Genomic DNA, 16,094 nt, shown 5'->3' with positions numbered 1-16,094 from the left:
GGTGTTTCCAACCGTGCCAGCGCCGTTACAATGAAAGCTGACTTCCCAAGCGGGCGGCAACTGACGGAACCGGATGGAACAGATCATGACCGAGCTAGAGCAACTGAGACAATTCACCACGGTAGTGGCCGATACTGGCGACTTCCAGCTGATGAAGCAGTACACGCCGCAGGACGCGACCACCAATCCGTCCCTGATTCTCAAGGCGGTGCAGAAAGCCGAATATCGGCCCCTGCTCGAGCAGGCTGTGCGCGACCATCATGGCAGCGCAGGCCTGGACGCCGTGATGGACCAGCTCCTGATCGCCTTCGGCTGCGAGATCCTGGCCATCGTGCCGGGCCGCGTGTCCACGGAGGTTGATGCGCGGCTCTCGTTCGATACCCAGGCCACCGTGGACAAGGCGCGCCACCTGATCGGCCTGTACGAGCAGCGCGGCGTGGCGCGGGAGCGCGTGCTGATCAAGATCGCCTCCACCTGGGAAGGCATCAAGGCCGCGGAAATCCTCCAGCGCGAGAACATCCGCTGCAATATGACGCTGCTGTTCTCGCTGGTGCAGGCCGTGGCCTGCGCCGAGGCCGGCGCGCAGCTGATCTCCCCGTTCGTGGGCCGCATCCTCGACTGGTACAAGAAGCAGGCCGGCGACAAGTGGGACGCCAACGCCAATGCCGGCGACAACGACCCGGGCGTGCGGTCGGTGCGGCAGATCTACGATTACTACAAGAGTTTCGGCCATGCGACCGAGGTGATGGGCGCGAGCTTCCGCAGCACCGGCCAGATCCTGGCCCTGGCCGGCTGCGACCTGCTGACCATCAGCCCGGAACTGCTCGAGCAACTGGCGGCCGGGCGCGGCACGGTCGAGCGCAAGCTGTCGGTGGAGCATGCGCAGGCGGCGAATGTGGCGCGCGTCGTGGCCGACGAGCCGGCCTTCCGCTGGCAACTGAACGAGGACGCGATGGCCACCGAGAAGCTGGCCGAAGGCATCCGCCTGTTCGCTGCCGACGCGGTGAAGCTGGAAAAGCTGGTGGGAGAGCTGGCCGCCTAGGCCGCTACCACAGCGCCGGCAGGCATTGCCCTGCTGGCGCCGCCAGCACGAGGTCCGCGGTGGCGTCCAGCGCCGACGGCTGCGGATTGACCACGATCACGAACGCCCCGTTCTCCCGGGCCATGCCCGGCAGCGCCGCCGCCGGGTACACCAGCCCCGACGTGCCGACCACCAGGCACAGATCGCAGGTTTCCGCCGCGTGCTCGGCGCGATAGCGCGCCACGCGTGGCAGATCCTCGCCAAACCAGACCACTCCGGGCCGCATCATCGCGCCGCACAGCGCGCAATGGGGCGGCTCGCCCGGCACCGGCGGCACCGTGTCGCACCGTCCGCAGCCATCCAGCCATTTATTGGCAAACAGGTTGCCGTGCAGCTCGATCACTTGCTGGCTGCCGGCCTGCTGGTGCAATCCGTCGATGTTCTGCGTGACCAGCGTGACCGGTCTCTGGTCGGCCAGCTGCGCCAGTGCGAAGTGCGCGGGATTGGGCTGGGTGGCAGAAACCATCGCCCGGCGGTGCTCGTACCACTGCCAGACCAACGCCGGCTGGCGCCGGTACGCAGCCTCGGTGGCGAGCTCTTCGGGGTCGAAGCGGGCCCAGAGGCCGGTCAGCGCGTCACGGAACGTCGGCACGCCCGATTCCGCCGAGACCCCGGCGCCGGTCAGCACGAAGATCTGGCTGGCCGCCGCGATCCGGTCGCGCGCCTGGGCGAGCAATGCCGCGTCCAGAATCATCGCCGATAGGCCGATGTCAGCGCGGCAGCCGGCGCTGGCGTACCGCTTCGTACAGGCAGACGCCGCTCGCCACCGAGACGTTCAGGCTTTCCACGCCGCCCGCCATCGGAATGCCGACCAGTTCGTCGCAGGTCTCGCGGGTCAGCCGGCGCATGCCCTCGCCTTCGGCACCCATGACGATCGCCATCGGGCCCTTGAGATCCAAGTCGTACAGCGTCTTCTCGGTGCCGTCAGCCGTGCCGACCACCCAGATGCCGCGTTCCTGCAGCTCGCGCAGCGTGCGCGCGAGGTTGGTCACGGTGATGTAGGGCACGGTTTCGGCCGCGCCGCTGGCCACCTTGGCCACCGTGGTGTTCAGCCCGACGCTGCGGTCCTTCGGGGCGATCACCGCGTGCGCGCCGGCGCCATCGGCCACGCGCAGGCAGGCGCCGAGGTTGTGCGGATCAGTCACGCCATCGAGCACCAGCAGCAGCGGCGTGCCTTCGATGCTATCGAGCAGTTCGTCCAGATTGAGTGCCAGCGAGATGTCGTCGGCGCGCGCCACCACGCCCTGGTGGCGATCGGTGCCGGCCATGCCGCGCAGGCGGTCGGCATCCACCGGGTGCAGGCGCACGCTCAGGCTTTCCGCGAGGCGGATAAAGTCCTGCATGCGGCGGTCGCGCCGGTTGGATTCGATATAGATGTCGGACACGCTCTTCGCGTCTTGGCGAAGGCGTGCGTTCACGGCATGAAAGCCGATCAGGAGTTTGTGTTTGGCCATGGCGGGATTGTACCCGCCATGGCCACCCCGGCGCCGCGTGTTTTACCGCTTGCGTGCCGGGCGGGCGGTCTTGGCCGCCGCCTTGGCGGTCCGCTTGGCCGTGGGCTTGCGTGGCTTCTCGAGGTGCGCGGGCTTGGGCTTGGCCGCGCGCTTGGCCGGCTTGCCGCCGGTCTTGCCATGCGGCGCATGGCCGACATGCGGCTTCAGCGGCGTCATCACGGCCTCGAATACCGGCTGCTCCTCGATCACGCGGTCCAGCGTCTCGTCGAACGATTCCTCGGGCTTCGACGTGCCGCCAAGCAGCGCCGCCAGCTGGCGGCCCTTCTTGCGCGCGGGCACCGCGTGGGCGGCCGGCACACGCGGCTGCACCTCGGGTCCCGTCGTGCGGGCGCGCAGCGTCTTGGCCGACGGCTCCTGCACCAGGCGGAAATCGATCTTGCGGGCGTCCAGATCCACGCGCGACACCTGCACGCGCACGCGGTCGGTCAACCGATAGCGGATACCCGTGCGCTCGCCGCGCAGTTCGTTACGCGCCTCGTCGAACTGGAAGTAGTCGCTGCCCAGTTCGGTCACGTGCACCAGCCCTTCGACATAGAGTTCGTCGAGCTGTACGAAGATGCCGAACGAGGTAACCGCGCTGACCGTGCCGGCGAAGTCGCTGCCGAGCTTGTCGCGCATGAAGTAGCACTTCAGCCAGGCTTCCACGTCACGCGAGGCCTCGTCGGCCCGGCGCTCGTTCGCCGAGCAGTGCAGGCCCAGCTCGTCCCAGATCGCCTCATTGCGCTTGGCCCGGGCGGCCGAGTTCTGCGCCTTCTTCTCGGCGTCGGCCGCATTCATGCGGCGCGCCTTGGGCGAAACGGCCGTGTTCAGTTCGGTGCCAGGCGGGAACGCCGGCTGATACTTGGTGTGCGCCAGCACGGCCTTGATCGCGCGGTGCACGAGCAGGTCGGGATAGCGGCGGATCGGGCTCGTGAAGTGGGCATATGCCTCATACGCGAGACCGAAGTGGCCGATGTTGTCGGGGCTGTAGACCGCCTGCTGCATCGAGCGCAGCAGCATGGTCTGGAGCATCGCCGCGTCCGGGCGGGACTTGATCTTGTCCATCACCTCGGCGTAGTCCGATGCCTGCGGCTTGTCGCCGCCGCCCAGTGACAGGCCGGACGTGCGCAGGAACTCCCGCAGATTCTTGAGTTTTTCCTCGCTCGGGCCCGCGTGGATGCGGTACAGCGCCGGATGCTTGAAGCGCTCGAGGAAGTCGGCCGCGCAGACGTTGGCCGTCAGCATGCACTCCTCGATCAGCCGGTGCGCGTCGTTGCGGGTGCGCGGCAGGATCTGCTCGATCTTGCCCTGCGCGTTGCAGACGATGTAGGTCTCGGTGGTGTCGAAGTCGATTGCCCCGCGCTCGCGTCGCGCCTTGAGCAGAACCTGGAACAGCTCGTACAGGTTCTGCAGATGGGGCACCAGGTCGCCGCGCTTGTGCGCCTCGGGACCCTTGGTGTTCGACAGCACGGCCCAGACCTCGTTGTAGGTCAGGCGCGCCTTGGAGTGCATCACCGCCGGGTAGAACTGGTAGCCCTTGAGCTCGCCCTTGGCCGTGATCACCGCGTCGCAGACCATGCACAGGCGGTCCACCTGCGGGTTCAGCGAGCAGAGGCCGTTGGACAGCTTCTCGGGCAGCATCGGAATCACGCGGCGCGGGAAGTAGACCGACGTGGCGCGATCCAGCGCATCGGCGTCCAGTGGCGTGCCGGGTCGCACGTAGTGCGACACATCGGCAATCGCCACGATCAGGCGCCAGCCCTTGGCCCGGCCAATCTTGACCGGCTCGCAGTAGACGGCATCGTCGAAGTCGCGCGCGTCCTCGCCATCGATGGTGACCAGCGGGATGTCGCGCAAGTCGATGCGATGGTCGAGGTCAGCCTCGCGCACCTCGTCCGGCAGCCCCTGCGCTTCCTTGGCGGCGGCCGGCGAGAACTCATGCGGCACGCCGTACTTGCGCACGGCGATCTCGATCTCCATGCCGGGATCGTCGATATCTCCCAGCACTTCCACCACGCGGCCCACTGGCTGCACGTAGCGGTCCGGATACTCGATCAGCTCCACGCTGACCACCTGCCCCACGCGGGCCTTGCCCTGCTGCTTGGGCGGAATCAGGATGTCCTGACCGATGCGCTTGTCCTCGGGCGCTACCACCAGCACGCCGTTTTCGGACAGCAGGCGGCCAATCACATAGCGGTTGGCGCGCTCGACGATCTCGACGATCTGCCCTTCCGGGCGGCCACGGCGGTCGTAGCCCACCACGCGCACTTGCGCACGGTCGTTGTGCATCGCCTTCTGGAGTTCGCGCTCTGGCAGGAAGATGTCGTCCTCGCCGTCATCGCGAATCAGGAAACCGAAACCGTCGCGGTGCCCCTGCACGCGGCCGACGATGAAATTCGGTTGATGGGCCAGCTCGTAGCGGCCCTTGCGGTTCAGTTCGATCTGGCCGTCGCGCTCCATGGCGGCGAGGCGCTTCTGGAAGCCGTCGTGCTCCTTGCGCGTAACGGCCAGGGCCTTGGCGATATCGCCTGCCGATTGCGGCGACCCCGAAGTTCTCAGCACGCCGAGGATTTCTTCCCGGCTAGGGATCGGATAGTTGTTCTGATTCAATTTTTCTGGAAACTATTTGACAAACGTTTTACGGTCGCTATAATGGCGGCTTCGGTTGTTTCGACACCTGCCCAGGTGGCGGAATTGGTAGACGCACTAGGTTCAGGTCCTAGCGGTGGCAACACTGTGGAGGTTCGAGTCCTCTCCTGGGCACCAGGTTTCAGCGAGAAGCCCGCAACGCAAGTTGCGGGCTTTTTGTTTTGCGGCATCGCATTGTTTTTCGCGCTGCCGACGCTGATCCGAGAAACCTGCAAATCCGCACTCCCCTCTATGCCTTTCCGGCTGTGAATTCATTGGCGGCATGGCGCCGTCGATGAGTGTATCAGTTTCAGTGCCGATTCCAGCATTATCCGGCACGATTCGGCCACCCTTGGCGAAAAACAAACGGCAACAATGGCCATTTACCGCGTTGACAGCCCGGACATCTGTAACTATGATGGTTTCACATTGAGATTCCCCCCATGAGTACCAGCAGCCGGTTTGCCGTCGCCGTTCATATCCTGACCCTGCTCGCGCAGAGCGACGGCCCCGTGCCGTCGTCGATGATCGCCGGCAGCGTCGGCACGAACCCGGCACTGATCCGGCGCATGATCGGCGCCTTGACCGACGCGGGATTCGTGACCACCACGATGGGCAGCACCGGCGGCGCCATGCTCGCGCGGCCCGCATCGGCCATTACATTGCTCGAAGTGTTCCGGGCTGTGGAAACACCGTCGATGATCACGCTGCACCAGAGCGCGCCCAACCCGGCCTGCATGGTCGGCCGTGAAATCACCGGGGCGCTGCGCCAGGTGGCAGACCGGGCGCAAGCTGCCATGGACGCCACGCTCGCAGGCATTACCATTGCCGGCATGCTCGAAAATGTCGAACACGCCGCCGCACAGCGCCGCAAGCGCTGATTTTTTTACCTCGATATGTAACCAGTTTAGTTTCATATCGCCACTACAAAGGGGCAACAACCATGAAGATCGCCATCATCGGCGCCACCGGCAACGTGGGCACCCGCCTGACCGACGAAGCACTGCGCCGCGGCCACACCGTGACCACCCTCGCCCGCCAGGCCAGCAGCCTGCCGGACCGCGCCGGCGTGACAGCACGCAATGTAGATGTGGCCGACGGCGCTGCCCTGGCCGCCGCCCTGACGGGCCACGATGCCGTCATCAGCACCGTGCGGTTCCTGCAAGCCAAGGCGCCGCAGATCGTCGATGCGGTGAAGGCCGCTCGGGTCGAGCGCTTGCTGGTAGTGGGTGGCGCGGGCAGCCTGTTCGTGGCGCCCGGCATGCAACTGGTCGATACGCCGACGTTCCCGGCCCAGTACAAGGACGAGGCCGCTGCAGGTCGTGACTTCCTGAATGCGCTGCGCGGCGAGACCGCGCTGGCGTGGACGTTCCTGTCACCCTCCGCCCTGTTCCTGCCGGGCGAACGCACGGGCAATTTCCGCCTCGGCGGGGAGGAACTGCTGGCCGATGCGGCTGGCAAGAGTTCGATCTCGATGGAGGACTACGCGATCGCCATGCTCGACGAGATTGAAGCGCCGGCGCATGTGCGCCGGCGCTTCACGGTCGGCTACTGAGTCCGGATCGCGGACGGCGCAGCCGACGCGGCGATGGCTCGGCCGGCTCAGGCCGCCGAGTCGTCGTCCAGCAGCGAGGCACGCTTGCCGCGCTTGAGCCAGGCGGCCAGGTTGTGCGGACGCAGCGTGTCGTATTCCTCGAACGGCTGGTGGATCCAGGGGTTCGACGGCAGGAACGTCACGTGGTAATCCGGCTCCACCTTCGAACAAGCCTTGTACCAAAGCACGGCCGAGCGCACGTCGGTCACGGCCGGGTAACGCTCCTTCAGGTGGCGGCCCACGCGCTCCAGGGTCACGCCCGAATCGACAAGGTCATCCACGAGCAGGATCTTGCCTGACAGCTCGCCGCGCGTCATCGTGATGTATTGGGCGATGTCGAGATCGCCCTGCTGCGTGCCGGCTGCCTCGCGGTATGAACTGGTGGCCAGGATGGCCAGCGGCACGTCGAAAATCCGCGACATCTGGTCGCCCACGCGCAGGCCGCCGCGCGCCAGGCACAGGATCTTGTCGAACTTCCAGCCCGACTCGTGCACGTTCAGCGACAGCCGCGCAATCAGGCGGTGGTAATCATCCCAAGAGACCCACAGGTTCTCTTCGTCATTGGTAGGCAGGTTCATGATCTGTTCTTCTCTCAGGTCAGGTCTCTGGTCGATGACCGATAGACAAAGCCGATAAAGCTTCGGCCCGCATTACGCGGGCCGATTGGCTTGGTGAGGCCGCGGCACTCGTGGCGCCGCGGTCATGCTCACAGGTAATACCGATACGTCAGGCCACCTGGTACGGGTGGCGCAGCAGGATCGTTTCGTCGCGGTCCGGGCCGGTCGAGATCATGTCGATCGGAATGCCGACCACTTCCTCGATCCGCTTCAGGTACACGCGGGCCGCCTCGGGCAGCGCGTCCCACTGCTTTACGCCGAAGGTCGATTCGTTCCAACCCGGGAATTCCTCGTACACCGGCACGCAGGCGGCCACGGCGTCCGAGCCGCGCGGCAGGATATCGACGGTCTTGCCGTCGAGCTCGTAGCCTACGCACAGCTTGATCGTTTCCAGGCCGTCCAGCACGTCGAGTTTGGTCATGCACAGGCCCGACACGCCGTTAATCTGCACCGAGCGCTTCAGCGCGGCGGCGTCAAGCCAGCCGGTGCGGCGCGGACGGCCGGTCACCGAGCCGAATTCCTTGCCGACGTTGGCCAGACGCACGCCCACGGCGTCCTGGCGCGCGGGGTTGTCGTTGTCGTACAGCTCACTCGGGAACGGGCCCGCACCAACGCGCGTGCAGTAGGCCTTGGTGATACCGAGGATGTAGTTCAGCCGGCCCGGGCCGACGCCCGCGCCCGCGGCGGCCGCACCGGCCACGCAGTTGCTCGACGTGACGAACGGATACGTGCCGTGGTCCACGTCCAGCAGCGTGCCCTGCGCGCCTTCGAACATCAGGTTGCCGCCGTTCTCGTTCACGGCATACAACTCGGCCGACACGTCCGCCACCATCGGCTTCAGGCGCGGCGCGTATGCCAGCATCTCGTCGAGAATCTGCTGGTAATCCACGGCCTCGGCGCCCAGGTACTGGGTCAGCATGAAGTTGTGGAATTCCACGTTCTCGCGCAGGCGCTCGGCGAAGTGCTTCGGATCGAACAGGTCCTGCACGCGCAGCGCGCGGCGGGCAACCTTGTCTTCGTACGCCGGGCCGATGCCACGGCCGGTGGTACCGATCTTGGCGGCGCCACGGCGCGCTTCACGAGCCTTGTCGATGGCCACGTGGTAGGGCAGGATCAGCGTGGCGGCTTCGGAGATGCGCAGGCGGTTCTGTACCTGCAGCCCGGCGGCCTCGAGTTCCTCGATTTCACGGAAGAGTGCCTCGGGCGACAGCACGACGCCGTTGCCGATGTAGCAGACGGTGCTCTCGCGCATGATCCCGGACGGGATCAGTCGCAGGATGGTCTTCTTGCCGCCGATGATGAGCGTGTGGCCAGCGTTGTGGCCGCCTTGGAACCGCACCACGCCTTTTGCATGATCGGTAAGCCAATCGACGATTTTCCCTTTGCCTTCGTCACCCCACTGGGTTCCGATCACGACGACATTGCGTCCCTGGCCTACTGCGGATGCGGACATGTTGAATTGGTCAGAAGGTTAAAAACGTATTCTACTCTCGTTGCCGGACGGTTCCCGATTTTCGGGCGCACGTATGACACCGCGACAGCGATTTTGCGCCGAAAAAAGGCGCAAAAAGTCACATGGAGAGCGGAGAAAAATGCCGGAACGCGTCGTGCGCACCGGCGGAATCGGGTGTTAGCGCGGCACCACCACCCAGGCATCGCCCTGACGAACCAGCTGCCGGTCGCAGTTGAATTCATCGAGCTCATGAGTATGGCCGGGCAGCGACTGAATCACGATCTCGCCAGTCGCGCGCAAGGACGCGATGGTCGTGCGCAGGCCGGGATCCGCGTCCCACGGGGCATAGATCGCCAGGGCGCGGACTTCCACCGGCGACAGCGCCGCCACCTCGCGCAGATCGAGCGAGAAGCCGGTAGCCGGACGCGCGCGGCCGAAGGCCTCACCCACCTTGTCGTAGCGGCCGCCACGGGCCACGTAATTGGGCAGACCCGCCACATAGGCCGTGAACATCACGCCGCTGTGATAGTGGTAACCGCGCAAATCGGACAGGTCGATGTTCACGCTGGCACCACGCACCTGCGCGGCCAGTGCCGACAGTTCGTCCAGCGCGCGGCCGATGGCCGGGCTGGCCGGCAGCGTCGCACGGGCGCGCGCGATCACCTCGATGCCGCCGTAGAGCGTCGGCAGCGCCAGCAGCGCGTCACGTTCGGTCTGGGGCAGCCCTTCGGTCAGCACGCGCAGTGCGGGCACGTCCTTGGTCTCCAGCGCGGCGAACATCGCGTCCTCGATCTTGCGGATCGACGGGAGCCCATCCAGCAGCGCCTCGAGGATGCCGGCGTGGCAGAGGTCCAGCCGCACGTTGGTCAGCCCGGCGGCCTCAAGCGCAGCCAGCATCAGTTCCTGGATCTCGACGTCCGCCTCCAGGCCGGCATGGCCGTAGATCTCGGCGCCGATCTGCAGCGGCTCGCGCGTGGCATGGAAGCCGGCCGGGCGCGCGTGCAGTACGTTGCCGGCGTAGCACAGGCGCGTCACGCCAGGACGATTCAGCAGGTGGGCGTCAATGCGCGCCACCTGCGGCGTGATGTCCGCGCGCAGGCCCATGGTGCGGCCCGACAGTTGATCCACCAGCTTCAGCGTGCGCAGGTCCAGGTCATGCCCGGTACCGGTCAGCAGCGACTCCAGGTACTCGAGCATCGGGGGCATGACCAGCTCGTAGCCATAAGTGCGGAACAGGTCCAGCATGCGGCGGCGCAGTTCTTCGATCTTGCGCGCTTCCGACGGCAGGACGTCGGCAATGTTTTCGGGCAGGAGCCAGTGGTTGGACATGGTGAATCTCTTCTCTGAAAAACGGTTTCAGGCCGGCTGGTCTGACCGGCCGGCCTGGCTGTCCGGCGCGGACGGCGGCGCACTTCGGCGTGGCCCCTCCAGCCGGACAAAACCCCGGGCGGGCCGGGGTTTTGTCGAACGCACGCGAGTCTGCGCGTGCCGCCCTACTTCTTGCCTGCGGGCACGGCAGCCTGGCTGCCGCCAGACGAGCGCATATAGCGGAAGAAGTCGGAATTGGGCTCCAGCACCATCACGTCGCGCTTGTCGCGGAACGTGTTGCGATAGGCCTCCATGCTGCGCCAGAACTGCGCGAAGCTCGGATCCTTGCCAAAAGCGTCGGCATAGATCTGCGATGCCTTGGCATCGCCCTCGCCCTTGACCACCTGGGCGTCGCGATACGCCTCGGCCAGCAGCACCTCGCGCTGGCGGTCGGCATCGGCGCGGATCTTCTCGCCCTCGGCTGCACCGGTGGAACGCAGCTCGTTGGCCACGCGCTTGCGCTCGGCCTCCATGCGGCGGTACACCGACTCGCTGATCGCAGGCAGCAGGTCCACGCGCTTCAGGCGCACGTCGAGAATCTCGACGCCCACCGACTGCGCGTACTCGGACATGCCGGCACGAATGTTCTGCATCACCTTCTCGCGCTCTCCGGCCACCACGTCGGCCACGGTGCGCTTGCCGAACTCCTCGCGTGCCACGGAGTCGATCCGTTGCGTCATGCGATCCTGGGCACCGCGCACGTTGCCGTTGAACGCCACGAAGAACTTGCGCGGGTCGGTGATGCGCCATTTGACGAACCAGTCCACCACCATGCTCTTCTTCTCGGCGGTCAGGAAACGCTCGCTGGCAGCGACGTCGATAGTCTGCAGGCGGCGGTCCATGAAGACTACGTTCTGCAGCGGCGGCGGCAGCTTGAAATGCAGGCCGGGCTCGCGCACCACCTGCTTGATCTCGCCGAACGCGAACACCACGGCATACTGGCGCTGGTCGACCACGAACAGCATCGACGACACCACGGCCAGCAGGATGAAAAGGCCAATCGCAAAGGAAATCAGTCGGTTCATGACGGGTCTCCTCAGCGCGAATCGCGGTCGCGGTTGCGCATGCCTTCGCGCGACCGGATGTCGGTGCCAGCCTCCGGCACGGGCGGCGCGCTCGTGCCTGGCGTCGGCGCGGGCGTAGCGGCGGTGCCCTGAACCTGCGACATCAGCTTGTCCAGCGGCAGATACAGGAGGTTGTTGCCGCCCTTGGCGTCAATGAGGATCTTGTTCGTGTTGGCGTAGATCTGCTGCATGGTTTCCAGATAGATGCGATCACGCGTCACCTGCGGCGCCTTCGCGTATTCCGTCTGCACCGAGCGGAAGCGGGCCGCGTCACCCTCAGCCTGCGCCACCACACGGGAGCGGTAGCCCTCGGCCTCTTCCTTGAGGCGGGCCGCCGTACCCTTGGCACGCGGCAGGATGTCGTTGGCGTACGACTGGCCCTCGCTGATCGCACGCTCGCGATCCTGGCTGGCCTTGTTCACGTCATCGAACGCGGCCTGCACCTGTTCGGGCGGCTGCACGCTCTGCACGTTGACCGAGATCACGCGGATACCGGTCTTGTACGCCGACAGGATCGCCTGGATCGACTTGGCCAGCGACTGCGCGATCTCCTCGCGGTTCTCGTACAGCACCGCATCCATCTTGTTACGGCCCACGATCTCGCGCACCGACGTTTCGGCGGCCTGCGTCACGAGTTCCTCATCGCCACCGCGGTCGGTCTTGTTGAAGAACAGGAATTCGCCGGCGTCCTGGATGTCGTACTGCACCGTGAAACGGACGTCGATGATGTTCTCGTCCTGCGTGAGCATCGACGAGTCCTTGAGGTTGCTGTCCTTGATCGACGTGGCGCGGCCGACTTCCACCGAACGCACGTTCGACAGGTTGACCACCTCGGCCGACTGCACCGGCCAGGGCATGCGCCAGTTGATACCGGGGCCGGTCGTGTACTTGAACTTGCCGAACTGCAGGATCACGGCGGTCTGGCCTTCCTGCACCATGAAGAAGCCGCTGGCCAGCCAGATACCGACCACGGCCGCCACGATCACGCCCATGCCGATGTTCGAGCCCTTGCCCGGCGTCCGGGGGCTGTTGCCGAAGTTCGGGCCACCGCCGCCATTGTCCTTGCGGCCCAGCAGGCCGTTCAGGCGGCGGTTGAAGTCGCGCCACAGCTCGTCGAGGTCGGGCGGGCCGTCCTGCGGCCGCTGGTTCTGCTGGCGATTCTTATCCTTGTCCTTGTCTTCATCGTCCTGACCGTTACGGCCCCAGCGGGGATCGTTCAGCGAGAAGATGGCGCGCAGGCGCGACCAGCCTGCAGGATGCAGGGCTTGGCTGCCTGGCACGGAGCGCGAGTCAGGATTCCGTTGGAACAGGGGCATGAAGTGCACGGGTCCGGGAAGTTTGGAACAGGGGGATTCTAGCAGCCATCTTGATCACTTTTGCTCAAAATCCCCAATCGGGTGGCGAATCTCGTCGAACAACAATGAGATTGCCTGCTTAATTCGCGCGTGGAGGGTCCGAATCGGGGCTATCGGGGCCTTGGGCGCCCTCCCAGCCGTCCTGGTCGAACACGGCATCGTCGGCCAACGCCGGCACCTCGGCCAGGCGCGGGTCGTACGGCGCCGGCGCATCCGGTTGCTCGGCCAGCCAGCGCGCCACGTCCACGATGGCCTCGCGCAGCGCATCGAGCCCCATGCCCTCGCGGGCGGACAGGAACACGCGCTTTGGCACGCCATCCTCGTCGCGCTCCACGCGCGGGCCCTGCTCGAGCAGCTCGGGCGCGGCATCGATCTTGTTCATGACGACGATCTGCGGGATGTCCGAGGCGTTGATCTCGGCCAGCACACGGTTGACCTGTTCGATCTGCTCGTGACGGACCGGACTGGAGGCATCCACTACGTGGAGCAGCAGGTCGGCGTGCACGGTCTCGTCCAGCGTGGCGCGGAACGCCGCCACCAGTTGCGTCGGCAGGTCGCGGATGAAGCCAACCGTATCCGACAGCACCACATTGCCCAGCCCCTCAAGGAACAGTCGGCGCGACGTCGTATCGAGCGTGGCAAACAGCTGGTCAGCCGCATAGGCGCGCGCCTTGGTCAGCGCGTTGAACAGCGTGGACTTGCCCGCGTTGGTGTAACCCACCAGCGAGATGCTGAGCGTGTCATTGCGCGCGCGGGCACGGCGCTGGGTGTGGTGCTGGCGCTGGAGCCGCGACAGGTCGGCTTTGAGCCGCTTGGCGCGGTCATCGAGCATCCGGCGATCCAACTCCAGCTGGCGCTCGCCGGGCCCGCCGCGCATGCCGATACCGCCCTTCTGCCGCTCCAGGTGGCTCCATGCACGAACCAGGCGCGACGCCTGGTACTGGACCTGAGCGAGTTCCACCTGCACCTTGCCGACGTGGCTTTGCGCACGCTGGCCGAAGATGTCGAGGATCAGGCCGGTTCGGTCGATGACATGCCGGTTCAGGAATCGCTCCAGATTCCGCTGCTGGGCGGGACTGAGCGCATGGTTGAACACGACGATGTCGGCGTCGAGCGCGTCAGCCGCCTCCTTGAGTTCTTCCGCCTTGCCGGAACCGATGAACAGCGCCGGGTCGGGACGCGCGCGCTTGCCCGTCAGTGTATGCACCGGCAGCGATCCGGCCGTGGAGGTCAGCAGCGCCAGTTCGGACAGGCTTTCCTGGAAATCATGCTTGCCGAAATCCACGCCCACCAGGATGGCGCGAGACGGATCGGTATTGGAGGTAGCTCTGGGTTGCAAGCGGGAGGACGCGAAGCGCCTGAAGGAGAAACGGTTGTTAATACAATGGCCGGCTGCGGCAACGTGTCGCGGCGGATGGCACCATCCGCGTGGGACGGCACTGAAGAGGGAAGGCACGGTGCTGCGGCCGCATCGCGATACGGCCGGCAGCGAGAGAGGAAGTATCAGCCCTCGGGGGAGTCATCCACGCGGAAGTTGACCGCGCGCGCAGGCACGACGGTGGAAATTGCATGCTTGTAAACCATCTGCGTCACGGTGTTACGCAGCAGGACGACGTACTGGTCGAACGACTCGATGTTGCCTTGCAGCTTGATGCCATTGACGAGGTAGATGGAAACCGGCACGTGCTCTTTGCGCAGCGCGTTCAGGAACGGGTCTTGTAGCAATTGCCCTTTGTTGCTCATGGCACACTCCAAATTTATAGATTTAGTGATGGATGATGGGGACAAAAGTCCCCGGTTCAAGTCAGTTGGCGCAAAACCGCGCCAGAAAAAAGATCAAAACGGTACCAAGCTGGCATCAACGAGCAGGGCTTCCCCTGCTACCGTGAATTTAGCCTCAGTTCCAAACGAACGCAAACGAAACTTGGCCGCGAAGAAAGGCACGATTGCGCCTCATTCCTTCGAGTCGGCGTACGGGTTTTTGTTCGTACGAAATTCGATGCGCAGCGGTGTGCCCTTGAGCTTGAACGCTGTCCGGAAGCGGTTTTCCAGATAGCGCCGATAGGTCTCGGCCACACCTTGCAGCGCGTTGCCGTGCACCACGATGATCGGCGGATTCGAGCCGCCCTGGTGCGCGTAGCGCAGCTTGGGGCGCGACGCGCCCACGCGCTTGGGCTGCTGGAACTCCACCGCTTCGGCCAGCACACGGGTCAGCTGCGGCGTGGGCAGCTTGACCATCGCGGCGGCGTACGCCTCGTCCACCGAGCGCAGCAGCGCACCGATGCCGGTGCGTTCCCGCGCAGACACGAAGTGGAAATTCGCGAAGCTCAGGAACTGCAGCTTGCGCTCCAGGTCGTGCTTGATGCGGTCACGCGTGTGGCCGTCCAGCCCGTCCCACTTGTTCACGCCCACCACCAGCGCCCGGCCGGATTCGACGATAAAGCCGGCGATGTGCGCGTCCTGCTCGGAAATATCCTGCTGGGCGTCGAGCAGCAGGATGACCACGTTGGCGTCGGCAATCGACTGCAGCGTCTTGACCACCGAGAACTTCTCGATCGCCTCGAACACCTTGCCGCGCTTGCGCAGGCCGGCCGTGTCGATCAGCGTGTACGGCTTGCCGCCCCGCTCGAATTCCACGTAGATCGCGTCACGCGTGGTGCCCGGCATGTCGAACGCGATCACGCGCTCCTCGCCGATCAGCGTGTTAACCATCGTGGACTTGCCCACGTTCGGGCGCCCCACGATGGCGATCTTCACGCCGCGATGGCTCTCATCCGTCTGTTCGGCCAGCTCCGGACGCTCCTGCACCGCCAATTCCAGCGCCTCGTCCACGAGTTCGCTCACGCCGTCGCCGTGCGTGGACGAAATTGCATAGGGGTCGCCCATGCCAAGTTCGTAGAAATCCGCGGCCACCGAGGTGTACTTCATGCCCTCGGCCTTGTTCACGGCCAGCATGATGCGCCGACCGGTCTTGCGCAGGTAGTCGGCAATCACGCGGTCCTGCGGCGCCAGGCCCAGGCGGCCGTCGACCAGGAAGATGACCACGTCGGCCTCCACCACGGCCTGGCGCGTCTGCTTGGCCATCTCGGCCACGATGCCTTCCTTGGCCACGGGTTCGAAACCACCCGTGTCGATGACGATGAACGGACGCTCGCCGATGCGGCCTTCGCCGTAGTGGCGGTCGCGCGTGAGACCCGGCAGGTCAGCCACGAGGGCGTCCCGGGAGCGGGTCATGCGATTGAATAGCGTCGACTTGCCCACATTCGGGCGTCCGACGATTGCGATAACTGGTTTCATGCAATAAACGGAAACGGGGGGCGGCAAATGCCGTCCCCCGGCAACTCCGGAGTCATGTTGATCCGACAACCATAGCGCGAATCACCGCGCGGCTGGCCGTATTCCCTGAAATGGGGCTTCCTGTCGGGCGCGGAACCGGGGCGA

Annotated in this window: 14 protein-coding genes and 1 tRNA gene; 4 read left to right on the top strand and 11 right to left on the bottom strand. The window is 65.4% G+C overall.

The genetic code is table 11. The annotated features are described in order from the left end of the window. The first annotated feature begins 85 nt into the window (after window positions 1–85). The gene (gene tal, locus SB751_RS10225) at window positions 86–1,042 is read left to right on the top strand and encodes a transaldolase (RefSeq protein WP_313819097.1); all 957 of its coding nucleotides are present in this window, start codon (window positions 86–88) and stop codon (window positions 1,040–1,042) included. A gap of 4 nt (window positions 1,043–1,046) precedes the next feature. Here the strand turns inward: tal and SB751_RS10220 are convergent, their stop codons facing one another. Genes SB751_RS10220 through rnr form a run of 3 tightly spaced genes read right to left on the bottom strand, consistent with a single transcriptional unit; the run spans window position 1,047 to window position 5,184 of the window. After that, complete coding sequence (locus SB751_RS10220; protein ID WP_186296938.1) at window positions 1,047–1,775, bottom strand: SIR2 family NAD-dependent protein deacylase; 729 nt, start codon at window positions 1,773–1,775, stop codon at window positions 1,047–1,049. Window positions 1,776–1,791: 16 nt separating this feature from the next. After that, the gene (gene rlmB / locus SB751_RS10215; RefSeq protein WP_144200844.1) at window positions 1,792–2,535 is read right to left on the bottom strand and encodes a 23S rRNA (guanosine(2251)-2'-O)-methyltransferase RlmB; all 744 of its coding nucleotides are present in this window, start codon (window positions 2,533–2,535) and stop codon (window positions 1,792–1,794) included. Window positions 2,536–2,577: 42 nt separating this feature from the next. Beyond that, the gene (rnr, locus tag SB751_RS10210; protein ID WP_144200846.1) at window positions 2,578–5,184 is read right to left on the bottom strand and encodes a ribonuclease R; all 2,607 of its coding nucleotides are present in this window, start codon (window positions 5,182–5,184) and stop codon (window positions 2,578–2,580) included. A 69-nt stretch (window positions 5,185–5,253) separates the two neighbouring features. On the opposite strand from rnr, the gene SB751_RS10205 reads away from it, so the two are divergent. The 3 genes from SB751_RS10205 (at window position 5,254) to SB751_RS10195 (ending at window position 6,757) form a co-directional block, all read left to right on the top strand. After that, window positions 5,254–5,340: transfer RNA gene (locus SB751_RS10205), tRNA-Leu, on the top strand. 305 nt (window positions 5,341–5,645) lie between these two features. Continuing rightward, window positions 5,646–6,083, top strand: a complete 438-nt coding sequence (locus SB751_RS10200; protein WP_144200848.1) for an Rrf2 family transcriptional regulator — start codon at window positions 5,646–5,648, stop codon at window positions 6,081–6,083. Between the two features lie 62 nt (window positions 6,084–6,145). Beyond that, entirely contained in the window at window positions 6,146–6,757 is a 612-nt protein-coding gene (locus SB751_RS10195) for an NAD(P)-dependent oxidoreductase (protein ID WP_410748009.1), read from the top strand. Window positions 6,758–6,804: 47 nt separating this feature from the next. On the opposite strand, the gene SB751_RS10190 is transcribed toward SB751_RS10195, so the two are convergent. From SB751_RS10190 to der, 8 genes are all read right to left on the bottom strand, one after another. Continuing rightward, window positions 6,805–7,374, bottom strand: coding sequence for a phosphoribosyltransferase (locus tag SB751_RS10190; protein WP_144200852.1), 570 nt, complete (start codon window positions 7,372–7,374; stop codon window positions 6,805–6,807). Between the two features lie 148 nt (window positions 7,375–7,522). Beyond that, window positions 7,523–8,866 (bottom strand): adenylosuccinate synthase, encoded by a 1,344-nt coding sequence (locus SB751_RS10185; RefSeq protein WP_144200854.1) that lies wholly within the window; start codon window positions 8,864–8,866, stop codon window positions 7,523–7,525. A 177-nt stretch (window positions 8,867–9,043) separates the two neighbouring features. Beyond that, window positions 9,044–10,195: an ATP phosphoribosyltransferase regulatory subunit gene (locus SB751_RS10180; protein ID WP_211943949.1), complete on the bottom strand. Its 1,152-nt coding sequence runs from the start codon at window positions 10,193–10,195 to the stop codon at window positions 9,044–9,046. A 164-nt stretch (window positions 10,196–10,359) separates the two neighbouring features. Then, the gene (gene hflC / locus SB751_RS10175) at window positions 10,360–11,259 is read right to left on the bottom strand and encodes a protease modulator HflC (protein ID WP_410748008.1); all 900 of its coding nucleotides are present in this window, start codon (window positions 11,257–11,259) and stop codon (window positions 10,360–10,362) included. Between the two features lie 11 nt (window positions 11,260–11,270). After that, complete coding sequence (hflK, locus tag SB751_RS10170; RefSeq protein WP_144200861.1) at window positions 11,271–12,614, bottom strand: FtsH protease activity modulator HflK; 1,344 nt, start codon at window positions 12,612–12,614, stop codon at window positions 11,271–11,273. Window positions 12,615–12,732: 118 nt separating this feature from the next. After that, on the bottom strand, window positions 12,733–13,992 hold the full coding sequence (hflX, locus tag SB751_RS10165) for a GTPase HflX (protein WP_211943950.1): 1,260 nt from the start codon (window positions 13,990–13,992) through the stop codon (window positions 12,733–12,735). Window positions 13,993–14,156: 164 nt separating this feature from the next. Continuing rightward, a complete protein-coding gene (hfq, locus tag SB751_RS10160; RefSeq protein ID WP_092289682.1) occupies window positions 14,157–14,396 on the bottom strand; it encodes an RNA chaperone Hfq in 240 nt (79 codons plus the stop codon). A 210-nt stretch (window positions 14,397–14,606) separates the two neighbouring features. Then, on the bottom strand, window positions 14,607–15,950 hold the full coding sequence (der, locus tag SB751_RS10155; protein ID WP_144200865.1) for a ribosome biogenesis GTPase Der: 1,344 nt from the start codon (window positions 15,948–15,950) through the stop codon (window positions 14,607–14,609). Window positions 15,951–16,094: the final 144 nt, after the last annotated feature.

The organism is Cupriavidus sp. SIMBA_020 (assembly GCF_046535395.1).
GTDB classification, from domain to species: domain Bacteria; phylum Pseudomonadota; class Gammaproteobacteria; order Burkholderiales; family Burkholderiaceae; genus Cupriavidus; species Cupriavidus campinensis.
Note: the sequence above shows the minus strand (reverse complement) of the source record. Positions and strands in the feature narration are given on the sequence as shown.